This window comes from Acidobacteriota bacterium (genome assembly GCA_034211275.1).
Classification (GTDB): domain Bacteria; phylum Acidobacteriota; class Thermoanaerobaculia; order Multivoradales; family JAHZIX01; genus JAGQSE01.
The window spans coordinates 1-16,051 of sequence record JAXHTF010000010.1; the positions used below are offsets into that span (position 1 = coordinate 1).

At 67.2% G+C, this 16,051-nt stretch carries 13 protein-coding genes; 7 read left to right on the forward strand and 6 right to left on the reverse strand.

Translation table 11 applies throughout. The annotated features are described in order from the left end of the window. Positions 1-233 (reverse strand): hypothetical protein (locus tag SX243_03460; GenBank protein MDY7092007.1); only part of this gene is annotated, 233 nt, incomplete at its 3' end. Between the two features lie 370 nt (positions 234-603). On the opposite strand from SX243_03460, the gene SX243_03465 reads away from it, so the two are divergent. Next, positions 604-1,671: a Calx-beta domain-containing protein gene (locus SX243_03465; protein MDY7092008.1), complete on the forward strand. Its 1,068-nt coding sequence runs from the start codon at positions 604-606 to the stop codon at positions 1,669-1,671. A gap of 132 nt (positions 1,672-1,803) precedes the next feature. On the opposite strand, the gene SX243_03470 is transcribed toward SX243_03465, so the two are convergent. From SX243_03470 to SX243_03480, 3 genes are read right to left on the reverse strand one after another with little or no spacing between them, the layout of a single operon-like run. Then, complete coding sequence (locus SX243_03470) at positions 1,804-2,055, reverse strand: ferredoxin (protein MDY7092009.1); 252 nt, start codon at positions 2,053-2,055, stop codon at positions 1,804-1,806. Between the two features lie 21 nt (positions 2,056-2,076). Then, positions 2,077-4,158 (reverse strand): TRAP transporter fused permease subunit, encoded by a 2,082-nt coding sequence (locus SX243_03475; protein ID MDY7092010.1) that lies wholly within the window; start codon positions 4,156-4,158, stop codon positions 2,077-2,079. 37 nt (positions 4,159-4,195) lie between these two features. Beyond that, the gene (locus SX243_03480) at positions 4,196-5,347 is read right to left on the reverse strand and encodes a TAXI family TRAP transporter solute-binding subunit (GenBank protein MDY7092011.1); all 1,152 of its coding nucleotides are present in this window, start codon (positions 5,345-5,347) and stop codon (positions 4,196-4,198) included. Positions 5,348-5,580: 233 nt separating this feature from the next. Here SX243_03480 and SX243_03485 point away from each other — a divergent pair, with 233 nt between their 5' ends. The 6 genes from SX243_03485 to SX243_03510 all read left to right on the forward strand — a co-directional run bounded on the left by SX243_03485 (position 5,581) and on the right by SX243_03510 (position 11,840). Then, positions 5,581-6,726, forward strand: coding sequence for a Re/Si-specific NAD(P)(+) transhydrogenase subunit alpha (locus SX243_03485; GenBank protein MDY7092012.1), 1,146 nt, complete (start codon positions 5,581-5,583; stop codon positions 6,724-6,726). Further along, positions 6,723-7,016, forward strand: coding sequence for an NAD(P) transhydrogenase subunit alpha (locus tag SX243_03490; GenBank protein MDY7092013.1), 294 nt, complete (start codon positions 6,723-6,725; stop codon positions 7,014-7,016). Before SX243_03485 ends, SX243_03490 begins: the two co-directional genes overlap by 4 nt. Continuing rightward, complete coding sequence (locus tag SX243_03495; GenBank protein ID MDY7092014.1) at positions 7,013-8,464, forward strand: NAD(P)(+) transhydrogenase (Re/Si-specific) subunit beta; 1,452 nt, start codon at positions 7,013-7,015, stop codon at positions 8,462-8,464. Before SX243_03490 ends, SX243_03495 begins: the two co-directional genes overlap by 4 nt. Before the next feature lie 137 nt (positions 8,465-8,601). Beyond that, entirely contained in the window at positions 8,602-10,512 is a 1,911-nt protein-coding gene (locus SX243_03500; GenBank protein ID MDY7092015.1) for a glutamate-cysteine ligase family protein, read from the forward strand. Continuing rightward, complete coding sequence (locus tag SX243_03505) at positions 10,509-11,303, forward strand: hypothetical protein (protein MDY7092016.1); 795 nt, start codon at positions 10,509-10,511, stop codon at positions 11,301-11,303. The genes SX243_03500 and SX243_03505 overlap by 4 nt, the downstream gene beginning before the upstream one ends. A gap of 18 nt (positions 11,304-11,321) precedes the next feature. Then, complete coding sequence (locus tag SX243_03510) at positions 11,322-11,840, forward strand: FxsA family protein (protein MDY7092017.1); 519 nt, start codon at positions 11,322-11,324, stop codon at positions 11,838-11,840. Here the strand turns inward: SX243_03510 and SX243_03515 are convergent. Both SX243_03515 and SX243_03520 read right to left on the reverse strand, forming a co-directional pair. Beyond that, positions 11,735-14,242 carry a hypothetical protein gene (locus SX243_03515; protein ID MDY7092018.1) on the reverse strand — a complete coding sequence of 836 codons (2,508 nt, stop codon included), beginning with the start codon at positions 14,240-14,242 and terminating at the stop codon, positions 11,735-11,737. The genes SX243_03510 and SX243_03515 overlap by 106 nt on opposite strands. A 194-nt stretch (positions 14,243-14,436) precedes the next feature. After that, complete coding sequence (locus SX243_03520; protein ID MDY7092019.1) at positions 14,437-16,017, reverse strand: S8/S53 family peptidase; 1,581 nt, start codon at positions 16,015-16,017, stop codon at positions 14,437-14,439. Positions 16,018-16,051: the final 34 nt, after the last annotated feature.

The window sequence follows — 16,051 nt, forward strand, 5'->3', positions numbered from 1 at the left end:
AGCTCCTCCGGGATCTCCTTGACCCCCAAAATGATGCGGCAATCGCTGAGGTCTTCCTGCACCAGCGCTCCGGCACGGCGATATTCCTCGTCGCTGTAGATGCGCCGCGGCGCCGGCTGTACCGCTACCGTCAGTCCGCGCTCGCGCACCAGCTCTTCGACGTGTAGGGGGCCGAGGGGCGTGCGCCGTTCCCACTCGTTCTTGTCCTCGCGGCGAATTCCTAGATCGATCACTGCATTCTTCTCCGTGCTGATTCAGGCCGCTGGCTCCGGGCATTGGATCCGGGCATTGGCTCGGCCGCTGTCCGTAAGCCGTCGGGGTCTGGCGAATGGTAGCGCGATGCGGGGAGGAAGGCTCCGGGCGGGCGAGGCGAGAGTGTACCATCGGCGGCTTGCAGTTTTGCCCCGGGAGAATTGTAAAAGCTGCCTCTCCGCGGCCCCATGGGGAATCTGTCGATCGGCTGGAGGTGCTGAAACAAGGGACTTGGCCATGTGGAACAGGGCTTGCTCCTAGTTCGGCAGGCTGCGCCCGAGAGTCTCGGGACGCCCCCGGCTCCGGCATCGTAAGACGGCGTCGGCAGACCGTAACGACTAGGAGAATCCCATGCGTTTTGACCCGAGATCGATTGGTTCCAGACTATTGTGCAGCTTTGCGCTGCTGTTCAGCTCGCTTCTCGTCGCCGCCGACGCCCAGGCCGCGGATGTAGAGATCAACGTTTCCAGCAATCTGTTCAATCCGCCCATGGTGGTGATCAATCCCGGCGACACCGTCACCTGGACCAACGTCCAGGGGACTCACAATGTCAACGCCGACGACGGTAGCTTCCGCAGCGGTGATCCCTCACCGGCGCCCTGGACTTTTTCCTTCACCTTCAACACGCCCGGTTCCTTTCCCTACCATTGCGAGGTCCACGGTGGCCCCGGCGGGGAAGGGATGAGCGGCTTGGTGGTGGTCGAGGACGAGGACGCCATGGGCAGTATCGCCTTCACCTCGACGTCCTACAACGTGGTGGAGAGCTCCCAGCAGGCGATGATCACCCTCACCCGTAGCGGTGGCTCGGACGGTGACGTCTCCATCGACTACGCCACCGCCGACGGTACCGCTCTGGAGGGGGCCGACTACGACCAGACCAGCGGTACCCTCACCTGGCTCGACGGGGAGGACGGTCCCAAGAGCTTTGGCGTGCCGATGATCGACGACGTGCTGGGCGAGGGCAACGAATCGTTCACCGTCTCCTTGAGCAATCCCATCGGCGGTGCCACCGTCGGCGAACCGTCGACCGCCACCGTCCAGATTCTCGACGACGACTCCGACGGTCAGCCTTGCGACGCCAATGCCACCGACCTGTGTCTCAACGAGGGCCGCTTCCGGGTGCGCACCACCTGGCGCACTCCCGACGGTGAGAGCGGTGCCGGGCGCGCCATTCCGCTGACCGACGACACCGGCTATTTCTGGTTCTTCGTCGCGTCCAACGTCGAGGTCGTGGTGAAGGTCCTGGACGGCTGCCCGGTCAATGACTTCTACTGGGTCTTCGCCGGTGGCCTGACCAACGTCGAGGTCACTCTGACGGTGGAAGACACCGTCACCGGCCAGGTGATGGTCTACCAGAATCCGGTGCGCACGGCGTTCCAGCCGATCCAGGACACCCGCGCCTTCGCCACCTGCCCATAAAAGTCTCGAAGCTCGGCGGCCAGCGCTCCCGCGCCGGTCGCTGAGCCCAACAGTTGATCAGCACCTCCCGCCCTGGAGAACCTTTTCTCGACGGGGAATCCGGAGCGGGGGTGCTGATCGTTTTTTATTGGATCAGGGGACCAACTGATCGCCGGATTCGTCGAGCACGGTGAGGGCGTCCACCGGGCAGACTTGGCAGGCCTCGACGATCTGGTCGCGCTCGACTTCCTGATCCTCCAAGTCCTCGGTGAAGGCGACGACATCCTCGTCGTCCAGCTCCAGCACCTCCGGAGCGACCCGCACACAGGCTCCGGATCCGATGCAGCTCTCCCGGTCGATGACGACGGTGAGTCCGGCGACTTCCTCTTCTACGGTATTGGCCATTTCCTCGATCCTCTTGCAGTTCTATCCACGATCATAGCTTCCGTCACTCTGAGTTTGGCGCCAATTCCAGGTTGTCACAACGATCAGCAGAACGAGCCCCAGGATCGCCAGCGTCGGCACCGCGATGCCCGCCAGGACGAACTCCGGGCCGGGGATCAGCAGCAGAGCGCTGGCGACGAGCAAAAGCCCGCGCTGGACGGCGCTCAGGCGATGCAGGAAGTAGCCGGCGATGCCCGCGGCGAAGGGCAGAATACCGAGCACGGCGAGGAGCACCGCCGGAGCGATGGTCCACACCGAGGCGGGCTCGCCGCTGGATTCGAGCATCAGCAGCTGGGGGCGCAACACGAACATATAGGGCAGGGTGAAGCCCACCAGGGCGAAGCGGAAAGCGGCGAAGGAGGTGCGCAAGATGCCCGAGCCGGCGATGGATGCGGCGGTGTAGCCGGCGAGGGCCACCGGCGGCGTCACCATGGACATCATGCCGAAATAGAAAATGAATAGATGCGCCGCCAGGGGCACCACCCCCAACCGCCCCAGCACCGGCCCGATGAGAGTGGCCAGCAGCAGATAGCACACCGCCGACGGCAGCCCCATGCCGAGGACGATGGAGGAGATCATGATCGCCCCCAGGGCCAGTAGCAGGCTCTCTTGAGCCAGGGGCAGGATGGCGGCGGGCAGGCGGGTGCCGACGCCGGTGAGGGTGACCACCCCGAGGATGATGCCGACGCAGGCGGCGGCGGCGATGAGGGGCAACATGTCCTTGGCCGTCTTGCCCAGGGCCGCCACCAGATCCCCGGGCCGCAGGCGGGTGCTGGCGTGGCAGAGGGCCAGGACGACGATGGCCACCAGCGCCAGGGTGACGGCGCGGAAGGGCGTGTAGCCCAGCAGCAGAAAGGCGATGAGGGCCAGGAAGGCGCCGCCGAAGACCACGCCGCCGAAAGCCGGAGCGGACGGCAGGCTGACCTCCGAATCCGCCCTCTCCCCGACTCGCCGGGAGCGGAAGTGAACGATGAGGAAGAGGCTCAGATAGTAGAGCACCGCCGGAATCAGCGCCGCTCGGATGATCTCCAGGTAGGTCACCGGCGGGGTGACGATCTCCAGCATCATGTAGGCGCCGGCACCCATCACCGGAGGCACCAGAGCACCGCCGGAGCTCGCCGCCGCCTCGACGCCGCCGGCAACGTGGGGCTTGAGGCCCGAGCTGCGCATCATGGGGATGGTGAAAGTGCCGGTGGTGGCGGTATTGGCCACGGCGCTGCCGGAGAGGGACCCCATCAGCCCGCTGGAGAGCACCGCCACCTTGGCGGCGCCGCCGGGGCTGCGGCGGAAGACTCGCCGGGCGAAGCGCAGAATGAAGGCGGTAGCGCCGGTGACCTCGAGCAGAGCTCCGAAGAGCACGAAGAGAAAGACGTAGGTGAACATCACCCGCAGGGCGGTGCCGAAGACCCCCTGGCTGTGGAGGAAGGTCTGGGCGACGATGCGCCCCGGCTCGTAGCCGCGGTGGGGGAAGAGCCACGAGGGCAGATCCGGACCGAGAACGGCGTAGGCGAGGAAGAGCAGCGCCAGGATGGGCAGCGCCATGCCGATGGTGCGGCGGGTGGCCTCGAGCACCAGCACCAGGCCCGCGGCACCCACGGCGTAGTCGAGACCGGTCTCCAGTCCGGCCCGGTTGCCCAGGTCGATGCCGCCGGACCACAGGCTGCGGAACAGGGGCTCGCTTTGCACCACCACGTAGCCGCACACCACCGCCGAGGCCGCTGCCAGGAAGCGGTCGAGCCAGCGCAGCAGCCGGGCGGCGGAGCTGCCTTCTTGGGCCAGCTTCTTCGATGCGGGCACCCGCAGGAAGCAGAGCACCAGCCCGATGCCGGTGAAGATGGCCAGCTGGCCGTGGGGAGTCAGGTGCGGGTAGTTGACCTCGGCGACGGTGAAGACGCAGAGCACCACCGAGAGCGCCAGGATCAGCCGCTGGCCGAAGGCCGCCCATGAGCCGCCACCGCCGGCTTTTGGAGTCCGAGCCTCTGGAGTCTGGGGCTTGGAAGGCTCGGGATGAGGATCGTGGGGCTGAGAAGCCCCCTCGTCCGCCGCTGGGCTCGATGTGGTCATGGCTTGGCGTGGAGCTCGACGGCGGTCCGGGGAGCGATCAGGAGGAGCCTTCCTGCGAGCCGCTTTCTCGCGGATTCCCAGTCTGAGAGCTATCAGCTTCGGGGCTTTCAGCTTCGCCCATCCCCTCCTCGGCTCCCTCGTCGGTCGGCCACAGCCCCGCTTCGCGATAGTAGCGCTCGGCGCCGGGGTGGAAGGGGGTGCCGGTGTCCCGCACCGCGTTGTTGGGGTTGATGGCGCGGCCGGCGGGATGGCGCTCCGCCACCTCTGCCCGCTGGTCGTAGAGGGTGCGGGTGACCTGGTAGACCCATTCTTCGGGAGCGGATTCAGCGACGATGACGTGCATGGAGCCCACGTCCAGCCCCTGGTAATCCTCGTCCAAGCCGGCGTAGGTACCCGCCGGGATCACCGCCGGCCGGAAGAAGGGATAGTCGGCGATGAGCTGCTCCCGTACCGCCGGATCTAAGGGCACGAAGGTGATGTCCTGGGTGGTGGTGGCCTGCTCGATGGACGGTGTCGGCACCGCGCCGCCGAGGAAGGCCGCCGCCGCGGAGCCGTCGGCGAGCATGTCCACCGCCGCCGACTGCGGCGCGTTCAAGGGGGTGAAGTCGTCGTAGGTGACGCCGTGGGCCTCCAGCAGCGGCCGGATGAAATACTCAAAGCCGGCGCCGGCGGGGCCCACCACCACGCGCTTGCCCCGCAGATCCTGAATGCTCCGGACGCCGGAGCCCTCCGGAGCGATGAAGAGGGCGACGTTGGGTGCCAGGGTGACCACCGAGCGCATGGGATAGGCGCGATCCCAGCCGCCCTCGCCGCGGACGGCGAAGTAGGTGATGGCGGCGTTGGAGAGGGCCAGGTCGAGCTGCCCCTGGGCCAGGCGGCGAATATTCTCCTGGGAGCCCTTGGTGGCCTCCGCCGTCACCCGCCAGCCGTCCTCCCGGTGGTGGCGATCGAGAACCTCCGCCAGGGCGCTACCGACGACGAAGAAGGCGCCTCCCGGAGGCGCCGTGCCGAGGCTCAGGAAGCGGGTTTCCGGCGCCGCCTCCGCGCCGTCCTCTCCACCCTCCGGCGTCCCGCCACAGGCCGCCGCGAGCAAGAGCAACAGAGCCAGAGCCAGGATCGGCAGCGCTGCCCAAATCTTGGCGGCGGAGCGGATGGAATCGGAACGCTGGGTCATGGAGCGTGGGGTCATGAGGCCTCCTCGGCAATCGTCACCGGCAGTCGTCACTGGCGGGTGGGGAAAATCTGCGAGCTCAGTCTAACCTACCCCTTCGCATTGTCGCCGGGCTGCATTCTGAACGGATCACAGCGTCCAGGGTTGCAGTCGCCTTGCATCCCATTCCGAGGCTGGATAGGATGCCTGCGACTTCCAAAGCTCTGAATCGTCTGCTTCTTTCCATCACCGAACGGACGGATCCAAATCCCATGGTCAAAGTCTTCGTACCAAAGGAGAGGCGCGCCGGGGAGACCCGCGTGGCCGCCACCCCCGAAACGGTGAAGCATCTCGTCGGCGACGGGCTGGAGATTACCGTCGAAGCCGGAGCCGGCACGGCGGCCAGCTTTTCCGATGAGGCTTACGGCACCGCCGGTGCCCTTATCGCCACCGACCCGGCAGCGGCCTGGGCGGAGGCGGATCTGGTGCTCAAAGTGCAATGCCCCGACGCCGAGGAAATCGGCCGGCTGCGCGAAGGAGCGCTGCTCATCGGGCTGCTTTCACCCTTCGACAATCTCGACGCCGTCCGCCAGCTGGCCGCGGGCAAGGTCACTTCCTTGTCCATGGAGCTGGTGCCGCGCATCAGCCGGGCCCAGAGCATGGACGCGCTGTCCTCCCAGGCGAGCATCGCCGGTTATAAAGCGGTGCTGCTGGCGGCCTATCGGCTGCCCCAATACTTCCCGCTGCTGATGACCGCCGCCGGCACCATTCCGCCGGCCCGGGTGGTGGTGATGGGCGCCGGCGTCGCCGGCCTCCAGGCCATCGCCACCGCCAAGCGCCTGGGCGCGACGGTGGAGGTCTCGGACATTCGGCCGGCGGTGAAGGAGCAGGTGGAATCCCTGGGGGCCAAGTTCATCGAGCTGCCCATGGAAGAGACCGGCGAAGGCGAGGGCGGGTACGCCAAGCAAATGACCGAGGATTTTCTGACCAAGCAGCGGGAGATCGTCAAGCGTCGCCTGGCGGAAGCGGACGTGGCGGTGACCACCGCCCTGGTGCCGGGCAAGAAGGCCCCCATGCTGATCAGCGAGGACATGGTGCGGGGGATGAAGGCGGGAGCGGTAATCGTCGATCTGGCGGTGGCCCAGGGCGGCAACTGCGCGCTGTCCAAGCAGGATGAGGAGGTGATGGAGAACGGGGTGCTGATCCTCGGTCCCTCGAACCTCCCGGCCCAGACCATGCCCCAGGACGCCAGCACCCTCTACGCGCGCAACCTGCAGGCGCTGATCCGCCTGATGATCGAGGAGGGCAAGCTCAACCTCGACCTGGAGGACGAGGTCCTCGCCGGCTCGTTGCTCACCCACGAGGGCAAGGTCACCAACGGGCCGGTGGCGGCCCAGCTGGAGGGAGAATCATCATGATGGGAGCACTGCTCGTCGGTGTTTATGTCTTCGTGCTGGCCATGTTCGTCGGCTTCGAGATCATCACTAAGATCCCGCCCACTCTGCACACTCCGCTGATGTCCGGCGCCAACGCCGTGTCCGGTGTCACGGTCGTGGGCGCGCTGATCGCGGCTCGGGAGGGCAACTCGGACATCAGCAGCCTGCTGGGCCTGGCGGCGATCATCTTTGCCACCATGAACGTGGTGGGTGGCTTCCTGGTCACCGACCGTATGTTGAAAATGTTCAGCCAGAAGAAGAAAGCCAAATGAGCGGCCATCTGACCTCCTCCGTGGTGCCGATCCTGTACCTGGTATCGGCGGTTCTTTTCATCCTCGGCCTCAAGGGGCTGACGCGGGTGCGCACCGCCCGCCGGGGCAACCTCTTGTCGTCGACGGCGATGCTCATCGCCATCCTGGCGACCCTCATCGACATCGACATCATCCACCCGCTGTGGCTCATCGTCGGCTTGGTGATCGGTGGAGTCCTGGGCGCCATCGCGGCGTTGCGGGTGGCCATGACCTCCATGCCCGAGATGGTGGCCCTGCTCAACGGCAGCGGCGGCGGCGCCTCGGCGCTGGTGGCCCTGTCGGTGGTCTGGTTGATGGTCTTCGAGCGCGAGGGCGGCACCGGCGGCCAGACCGTTTCCGGCTTGATGCAGGCACCTACCGCCTACACCACGGTGCTCTCGGTGCTCATCGGCTCCCTCACCTTCAGTGGCAGTCTGGTGGCCTATCTCAAGCTCAAGGGGCGCATCTCCGGCCAGCCCATCCTGCTGCCCGGGCGCCACGTGGTCAACGGTCTCCTGGTGCTGGGCTCCTTGGGCGCCGGCGTGTACTTCGCCTCCGTGGTCACCGATCCGGCCCTGATGGCGACGATCATCCTCGGCATCACCGCCGCTTGCCTGGTACTCGGCGTCCTGCTGGTGATTCCCATTGGCGGTGCGGACATGCCGGTGGTCATCTCTCTGCTCAACTCCTACTCCGGTTTGGCGGCCTGCGCTACCGGCTTCGTGCTGCAGAACAACGTGCTGATCATCAGTGGCGCGTTGGTGGGCGCTTCGGGCCTGATCCTCACCCAGATCATGTGCGCCGCCATGAACCGCTCGCTGGCCAACGTCCTCTTCGGTGGCTTCGGCGCCGAGGACAGCACCGGCGGCAGCGCCGGCGCTTCGGAGTACACCAACGTCAAGTCGTGCTCCGCCGAAGAGGCGGCAATGGTGCTGGAGGCGGCGTCCTCGGTGATCATCGTTCCCGGCTACGGCCTGGCGGTGGCGCAGGCGCAGCACACCGTGCGCGAGATGGCGGATCTGCTGGCGGCCCAGGGCTGTGACGTCAAATACGCCATCCACCCGGTGGCGGGCCGCATGCCCGGGCACATGAATGTGCTGCTGGCGGAGGCCGACGTGCCCTACGAGCAGCTCTATGAGATGGAGCGCATCAACTCCGAATTCCGCAACACCGACGTGGTGATGGTGGTGGGGGCCAACGACGTGGTCAACCCCGCTGCCACCGAGGACAGCGCGAGCCCGATCTACGGCATGCCGATCCTCGAGGTGCACCACGCCGGCACGGTGATGGTGATCAAACGCTCGCTGAGCCCCGGCTTCGCCGGCATCAAGAACGAGCTCTTCGAATACGACAACAACCTGATGCTCTTCGGCGACGCCAAGCAGATGCTTCAGGATCTGGTGTCGGAGCTCAAGGAAGCCGCCCGCTGACCCGTTCCCGGTCTCCCCGCGGCGGCCTTCAGCCCTGCCGCGGAGGACCCGCTTCGGATATCCTCACGGCGGACGAGAAGAAGAGTCCGCCGTGGCGGTGAGCCCGGCGTTCAGGGTGTCGAGGTCAGGAGAGGGCCATGGGTGAGCAAGAGGTTCGCAAGGACACCGACAACGAGCAGCAGCGGCGATTCATGCGTCGTCTTCTGGACGACGTGCGGGCTCTGGAGCAGATGCTCGACCAGGGCGTCATCGAGTCCGGCAAGAGCCGCATCGGGGCGGAGCAGGAGCTCTTCCTCGTCGATCACACCAGCCGACCGGTGCCCAAGGCCCTGGAAGTGCTGGAGACCATCGACGACCCCCACTTCACCACCGAGCTGGCGTTGTTCAATCTCGAATTCAACGCCGATCCCATCGACCTCCAGGGGCGTTGCCTGAGCCAGCTGGAGGAGCAGCTCAACACGCTGCTGGCGAAGGCCCGGGAGGGCGCCGCGGCCCACGGTGCCGAGGTCTTGCTCACCGGCATCCTGCCGACCCTGGTGAAGCCGGACATGGCGATGGAGAACATGACGCCGGTGCCCCGCTACCACGCTTTGGCGCGGGCGATCCAAAGCCTGCGGGGGAGTGAGTTCGAGTTCAACATCGAGGGCGTGGACGAGCTCACGCTGACCCACGACAGCGTCATGCTGGAATCCTGCAACACCAGCTTCCAGGTGCACTTTCAGGTCGATCCGGATCACTTCGCTCACCTCTACAACATCTCCCAGGCGGTGGCCGCGCCGGTGCTGGCGACGGCCACCAACTCGCCCATGCTCTTCGGCAAGCGATTGTGGCGGGAGACCCGCATCGCTCTTTTCCAGCAGTCGGTGGACACTCGCAGCGCCAAATCCCATTTGCGCCAGGTGCAGCCGCGGGTGAGCTTCGGGGACCGCTGGCTGGACAACTCGGTGCTGGAAATCTTCCGCGCCGACATCGCCCGCTTCCGGGTGCTGCTGAGCACCGAGGTGCAGGAGGATCCGTTCGCCGAGCTGGCCGCCGGCCGGCCGCCCAAGCTTCCCGCCCTGCGGCTGCACAACGGTACGGTTTACCGCTGGAACCGCCCGTGCTACGGCATCAGCAACGGTCACCCCCACTTGCGCATCGAGAACCGGATTTTGCCCTCGGGTCCGACGGTGCTCGACGAGGTGGCCAACGCCGCCTATTGGTTCGGCCTCATCCGTGGTCTCTCCGACGAGATGAAGGACATTTCCCGTCATATGGACTTCGACGTCGCCAAGGAGAACTTCATCGCCGCCGCCCGCCAGGGCTTGGACGCCCACCTGGAGTGGCCCGGGCGCCGGCCGACGCCGGTGCCGGTGCTCGCCCGGGAGGTGCTGCTGCCCCTGGCCCACGACGGCCTGCGGGCGCTGGGCATCGACAGCGACGAAGCGGACCGCTTCCTCGGCGTGGTGGAGGAGCGGGTCGACAAGGCCCAGACCGGAGCCCGCTGGGCCCTCACCTCGCTGGCGGCGATGAAGCAGCAGGGCACCCCCGGAGAGCGTATGGCCTCTCTCACCCAGGCCACCCTGTCGCGGCAGAAGGAAGGCCTGCCGGTGGCGCGGTGGCAGCCGGCGCGGCTGGAAGAGGCCAACGTCTGGAAGGAGCACTACACCCAGGTCCACCACCTGATGAGCACCGATCTGTTCACCGTCAACGCCGACGAGGTCATCGATTTGGTGGCGTCGATGATGGACTGGCAGCACATCCGCTACGTGCCGGTGGAGGACGATCAGCACCGGCTGGTGGGCCTGATGACCCACCGCATCCTGCTGCGGCTGCTGGCCCAGGGCCATGACCCGCGGACGACGCCGACGGCGGTGCGGGACGTGATGCAGAAGGAGGTCATCACCGTCGGCCCCGAGGCCAGCAGCCTCGACGCCATCGAGCTGATGAAACAACACAAGATCGGCTGCCTGCCGGTGGTGGATCACGGCCGGCTGGTGGGCATCATCACCGAGCGCGACTTCCTCAAGATCGCTGGCAAGCTGCTGGAGGAGTTCCTCACCCGGTGAAGCGTCTCAAGGCCTTCTTCGTCCGTCCCTTCCTCGACGCCTTCCACGGTCTCGACCACTGCCTCGGCGGCGGTATGCCGGCGCTGCTGAAGGTGGCTGTGGGGCTGGCGGCGGGGTGGTGGATCTATGTGCCCCTCCATGAGCTACTCCACGCCCTGGCTTGCCTGGCCGCCGGCGGCACGGTGCAGGAGCTGGAGGTCTCGCCGCTCTACGGCGGCGGGCTGCTGGCGGCCTGGATTCCCTGGGTCACCGCCGGTGGTGAGTATGCTGGGCGGCTCTCGGGCTTCGACACCGGCGGTAGCGACCTGGTCTATCTGGCGACGGATTTCGGCCCCTTCCTGCTCACCCTGCTCCCCGGGGTGTGGTGGCTGCGCCGAGCCGCCCGAGCCGCGTCGCCGCTGGCTTTCGGAGCCTCCGTGCCCTTTGCTCTGGCGCCCTTCACCTCCATCACCGGCGACGCCTACGAGATCGGTTCGATCCTCACCACCAGCATGCCGCCCTGGTCCGAGGCTTCCCGCAGCGCTCTGCTGCGCGGCGACGACGTGCTGCTCAAGCTTGAGGAGCTGAGCGCCGCCGGGGCCGGCGGGGCGCTGTGGAGCGGCCTGGTGCTGGCGGTGCTGGTGGGGCTGCTGTGGGCCTTCGCCACCTATGCCCTCGGCGGTGGGATCGCCCGACTCTTGGGGCAAGAGCCGCTGGAGCCTGTGGTGGTCGCATCCGCGGCACCCTCATCCGAGGCAGCCCCATCCGAGGGAACACCGTCTGCTCCGGCGGCGGAAGCTTCCAGGGACTAGAAGGGAGCGAGCCGCGCCGTGTTCCTGCGTCTGCTGGGGCTGTTCATCGTCGTACCCGCCGTCGAGCTGGTGCTGCTGATCGAGATCGGCCGCCGCATTGGTCCGTTGCCTACCGTCGCGCTGATCATTTTCACCGGTTTCTTGGGCGCCGCCCTGGCGCGCCACCAGGGTTTGGGAGTGCTGCGCACCATCCAGAAGGAGATGGCCGCCGGGCAGTTGCCGGCGGGGTCGCTGGTGGATGGCGTGGTGTTGCTGCTGGCGGCGGCGGTGTTGATGACCCCCGGGGTGCTCACCGACGCCCTGGGCTTCCTATGCCTGGTTCCGGCGACCCGGCGGGTGATCAAGGCCTGGCTGTGGCGGCGGCTGGAGCGAGCGGTGCGGCGGGGCTCGGTACGGGTGACCATGGACGGTGGGGGATTCCGCCCGCGGTCTCAGGACCGGTCGTCCCCCGAGGTTTGGGATGTCACCGCCACCCCGGTGGAGGAGGATTCGGAGGAGGACTCCGGCGATCCGCCCCCGGCGTTGCCGCCGGGCTGAGGGGGCTCCACCCCTGCCCCAGATTCCCCAGAAGACAACCCAGCGAAGCCGATGTCGTCCAACAGCACCACGCCGCTAGGGCTGCGGTCGAAAACCCATCGCAGTGCCGCCAGGTTCTGTGCTGAGAGATCCGCTCCGAGAAGCTGCTGGAGGGGCACCTCGTAGGTCTGCAGCATGGTGTGGTGGTCGGCGCCGTAGGCGTGCATCTCGTCGGGGAGCTTGGTCACCTTGACCGGCAGCACCGGCGACAGCGGCCGGATCTCGCTGAGGGCCAGGCGCCGAAGCGCGCCGCTCGCATCCTCCCACTCCAGCGTCAGGTCGAGAGGCTCTTGTTGCTCCTCGTCGGCCGTGTCGGGAGATGCCTCTGGCGAGTCCTTCGGCGGTTCTTCGTCGAGGGCCGCGATGGAGAAAACCCACCGGGAGTCCGTTGCCAGCTGGCCGGTCAGGGGGTGACCGGGCCCGAGGCGGAGCTCGAAGGCGGCGGGGGAGCCTTCCTCCGAGCGCCGCCAGCCCAGCACCACGCCGTGATCCCGGCGGTTGCCGCGGCGGCGGAATCCCTGGTCCTCCTCCCGCCACACCGCCAGACCAGAGCCCGCCAGGCGCACGCCGTTGACGCTGCCGGTGGTCACATCCAGATCTTCTTCGAAAGTCGCCAGGGGGCGGAAGGAGGCGTCCTGGTAGCGGGTGAGGAAGTGATCCCGGGGCAGCCACTCGCCGGCCCAGCGATGATCGCGGAAGAGCTGCCGGTAACGCCGGTCGCCGTGCAGGGTGTCTTCGAGGAAAGCGGAGATGTAGAGGCGGGCGATCTGCCGTTGCTCTTCCGGCGCCAGCAACGAGCGCCGGTCGAGGAGCAGGTTGCTGGGCCAGCCGACGTCGTCGGCACCCCAGACGCTGTTGAACTGGCCATGGTTGGCACGGTAGGCGAGGGCGGCGGCCTTGAAGCGGTCCTCGCCGCCGGTGCCGAGCTCCAGCCGGTGGAAGAATCGCAGGCCGGCGAAGCTCGAAACGTCGGCGTCGTGACCGCCGTGGAGGACCAGCAGGCTCAGGTCCCGGAGCGGCACCGGGTGGCCGGCGGGCCGGTATTGCCCATCCACCGGGGCGATGGCCACCAGGCTGCGGATGGAGAAACCGTAGTCGAAGGCGACGGTGGCGTCGTCGGGATAGAAGGGAAGCCGGTTGAACGCCGCCGCCACCGCCACCGCCTCGCCGCCCCGGGAGTGGCCCACCAACGCGACGTTCTCCAGATCCACTCGACCGTGGAACGGATTGCCGGGCTCCCGATGGAAGCGCCGCCATTGGCGCAGGTGCTCCAGCAGCAGCCAGCCGCGGGCGTCGTTCTCTTCGTCCAGATTGCCGAGCCAGGACCCGTTGAGGAAGTTCTGATCGATGGACACGGCGATGAAGCCGCGGCTGGCCAGCAGCTCTCCCAGGTAGGCGTAGCCGGGGTCCGAGAGATCGAGCATGAAGTGGTTGCCGTGGACCATCAGCACCAGCGGTGCCTTTGTGTCTCCGGTGGGATACCAGACCCGGCCCGCCAGCGGCACGTGGGCCAGGTCGAAGCCCCAGATGGCTTCCCGTACCCGCCCACGCCAGCCCTTCGGGAGACGGGCGAAGGGGGTGGCGTCGACGGTGGGGGTGAGCAGCGTTGCTTCCGGGCCGAGCTCCGGGCGCCGGGTGTCGAGGCCACTGCCATAGGTCAGCGTACGGACCTCCCGGTCGCCGGGGCGGGAAGGGTCGGGGACCTGCGGTGCCGGTCCCTGGTGCGCCGTTCCCTGGGCCGGCGGTGCTGCCGCAAGATGATCACCACTTCCGGGCCAGCGCAGCCAGGCCACCAGCGCCAGGTTCGCCGCCAGGGTGAGGACCACCACCACGGCGGCGGAGATGCGCCGGCGGTCGAAGGGGCGGCCACGGGTGTGCAGCAAATAGCCCAGCGCTGCGGCGAGGGAGCCTTCCACCAGCGCTACCGCCACCAGCAGGAGGATCCGCTGCTGCAGGGTCAGCGGCAACAAGCTGACGATCACCGCCAGCGGCGTCACGGCGCCCAGCCCCAGCAGCGAGAACCAGCGGGGCAGCGCCAGGACGAGGTAGAGGGTCAGCTGTCCCAGGCGGGCCAGCAGCCAGCCCGCCAGCGCTCCCACCAGCAGGCCGGCGAGGTGGTCGCCGAAGGAGCCCCCGGTGCCGAGGTCGATGCCGATGAGCGCACCGCAGACCGTCGCCGTGACGGCGAGACCCCATCCCGCCCAGCGGGCCAGCTCCGGTGTCGGCACCAGCCTGCGGCCGAGACGCTCCAGAGGGCCTTGCCACCGGACCTCGGGATCCGCCGGCCGCGAGCTGGTGGTCTCGGTTCCGGCCTGGGTGTCGGGTTCGGTCTCAGGCTCGGAGCTGTGTGCAGGATGGTCCATCGGCCTCTTCCACGGGCTGGCCTACTGATGGGTCGCTACCGTGTAGCAGGCCGCGGTCTCCGAGCGCAGAGAATCAGGGATCGGAATGGAGTTAGAGAGAGTTTACCAGTCCGAGCCCCGTCTGCGCTGTCCCGGGGTTGCCTTGCCGAGATGGAGCGCCCCGCGCTGGGTGAGCCATCGCTGCGATGGATCGGCTAGTTGTGCATATGAACCGGGGTGGAATCCCAGAAAGAGCCGTAGGAGGTCAGACTCAGCTCGTAGACCAGCTCGACGCTGGTGCCGGTGGAGATTGAGCCGACACCGGTGAGCAGCAGCTCGTCGATGAGGCCGTCCTCGAAGTCCGAGATCACCGAAGTATCCGTGATCTCGTAATAGCTGCTGCCGACCCGCAGGAGCAGAGCTGCGAGGGTTTGGCCCGAGGGGAAGCCCTCGGACTCGGGCAGCTTGATGCGCAGCCCCGGGGTGTCCTGGTAGCCGTGACACGGCACGCAGGGCCGGGTGTTGGGGAGGGGCAGGTTGTTGCTGCCGGCGAGATCCGCGGAGGAGCTGGTGGGCAGGCTCGGAGTGACGCTGGACACCGAGGTGGTCACCGTCGTCAAGGTGGAGGCGTTGCACACCGAAGAGACGTGCTCCAGCACCGGAGCCGCCACTTCGGCAGCACCGGGTAGATCGGAGCCCGACAGAGTCTGACTGTCGAGGACCAGCAGATAGTCGGTGGAAACCTTCACCGGCTCGAGGGTCGAGCTCGGGGTCAGCGAGATATTGGACGGCCGCAGGCTTTGATCCGCCATGAAGCCGCCGAGCCAGCCGCTGGCGAAGGCGCTGGCATAGGACGACCCGGGAGGCACGGGCCAGTAGGTACTGGCAGTGCCTTCCTTGAGGTAGAGACCGTAGGCGGGGAGCAACGCCTGGGCTGCGGTGGGGGCCTGCAGGGCCTTGCTCACCGTGCCGGCGTCGACATATTCCTCGATATCCATTCCGCCCACCGCCATCACATAGGAATCGGAAGCCGGGAAGAGCAGGCGCCCGTGGTTGCCGGCGGCGGCGACCAGGTGGATCCCCAGCTGGCTTTGAAGGTGCCCGAGCACCGTGTGGATCTCGTCCTGCAGCGCGACCTGACCTCGGGACTGGAAGAGCGAACTGATCCCGGAGTCGTAAAGACGGCCGAAGCTCATATTGACTACTAGCGGTGGGTCGCTGGGGTTCTGATGGACATACTCGGCCACCGCGCAGAGCTGGACCAGGACGTCGAGGTCGCTGGCTCCCTTCGTGTCGAAGGTAGAGCCTCCGGCGTCCAAGGGGTAGAGCATCAGGTCCAGACCGCTGCCGGCGACGGCGCTGAGGGTTCCGGCGACGCTCCAGCCGTGTCCTTGATTCCAATCGATGACCGCTGCCCAGGGTTGGCTGCGGCGGCCGAAGCAATTGCCTTGACGGCACGGAAACCATTCGCCGGCGCTGGGCATGAAGCGCGGGTTGTGTTGCGCCAGATAGAGCGCCGGAGCTTCCTCACCATGGACCTGATGCAGGCAGGCGCTGGTGTAGGAGAGGCCTTGGTCTCCGACATAGTAGACCCCCAGAGATCCGCAGGCGAAGGTCTCCGGCGTCTGCTGCTGGCTGGAGAAGGCGCTGGTTGAAGGGTCACAGCCGTCGAATCGGTACCAGCGCACGACATCCGTGGCCATGGCCGGGCCGGCGAGGGCCAGGAGACCGAGGAGTACCGCGAAAACGATGGCGAGACGCGAGGACTGACGGGGAACACGAACAACAGAAATCATGAAGAACATAATCCTCCCTCCAAAGGTGAACGGA

Bases quoted from the DNA above. Each gene is read 5' to 3' on its own strand.
- SX243_03465 (MDY7092008.1), top strand. From the start codon at position 604: ATGCGTTTTGACCCGAGATCGATTGGTTCCAGACTATTGTGCAGCTTT.
- SX243_03470 (MDY7092009.1), bottom strand. From the start codon at position 2,055: ATGGCCAATACCGTAGAAGAGGAAGTCGCCGGACTCACCGTCGTCATC.
- SX243_03475 (MDY7092010.1), bottom strand. From the start codon at position 4,158: ATGACCACATCGAGCCCAGCGGCGGACGAGGGGGCTTCTCAGCCCCAC.
- SX243_03480 (MDY7092011.1), bottom strand. From the start codon at position 5,347: ATGACCCCACGCTCCATGACCCAGCGTTCCGATTCCATCCGCTCCGCC.
- SX243_03485 (MDY7092012.1), top strand. From the start codon at position 5,581: ATGGTCAAAGTCTTCGTACCAAAGGAGAGGCGCGCCGGGGAGACCCGC.
- SX243_03490 (MDY7092013.1), top strand. From the start codon at position 6,723: ATGATGGGAGCACTGCTCGTCGGTGTTTATGTCTTCGTGCTGGCCATG.
- SX243_03495 (MDY7092014.1), top strand. From the start codon at position 7,013: ATGAGCGGCCATCTGACCTCCTCCGTGGTGCCGATCCTGTACCTGGTA.
- SX243_03500 (MDY7092015.1), top strand. From the start codon at position 8,602: ATGGGTGAGCAAGAGGTTCGCAAGGACACCGACAACGAGCAGCAGCGG.
- SX243_03515 (MDY7092018.1), bottom strand. From the start codon at position 14,242: ATGGACCATCCTGCACACAGCTCCGAGCCTGAGACCGAACCCGACACC.
- SX243_03520 (MDY7092019.1), bottom strand. From the start codon at position 16,017: ATGATTTCTGTTGTTCGTGTTCCCCGTCAGTCCTCGCGTCTCGCCATC.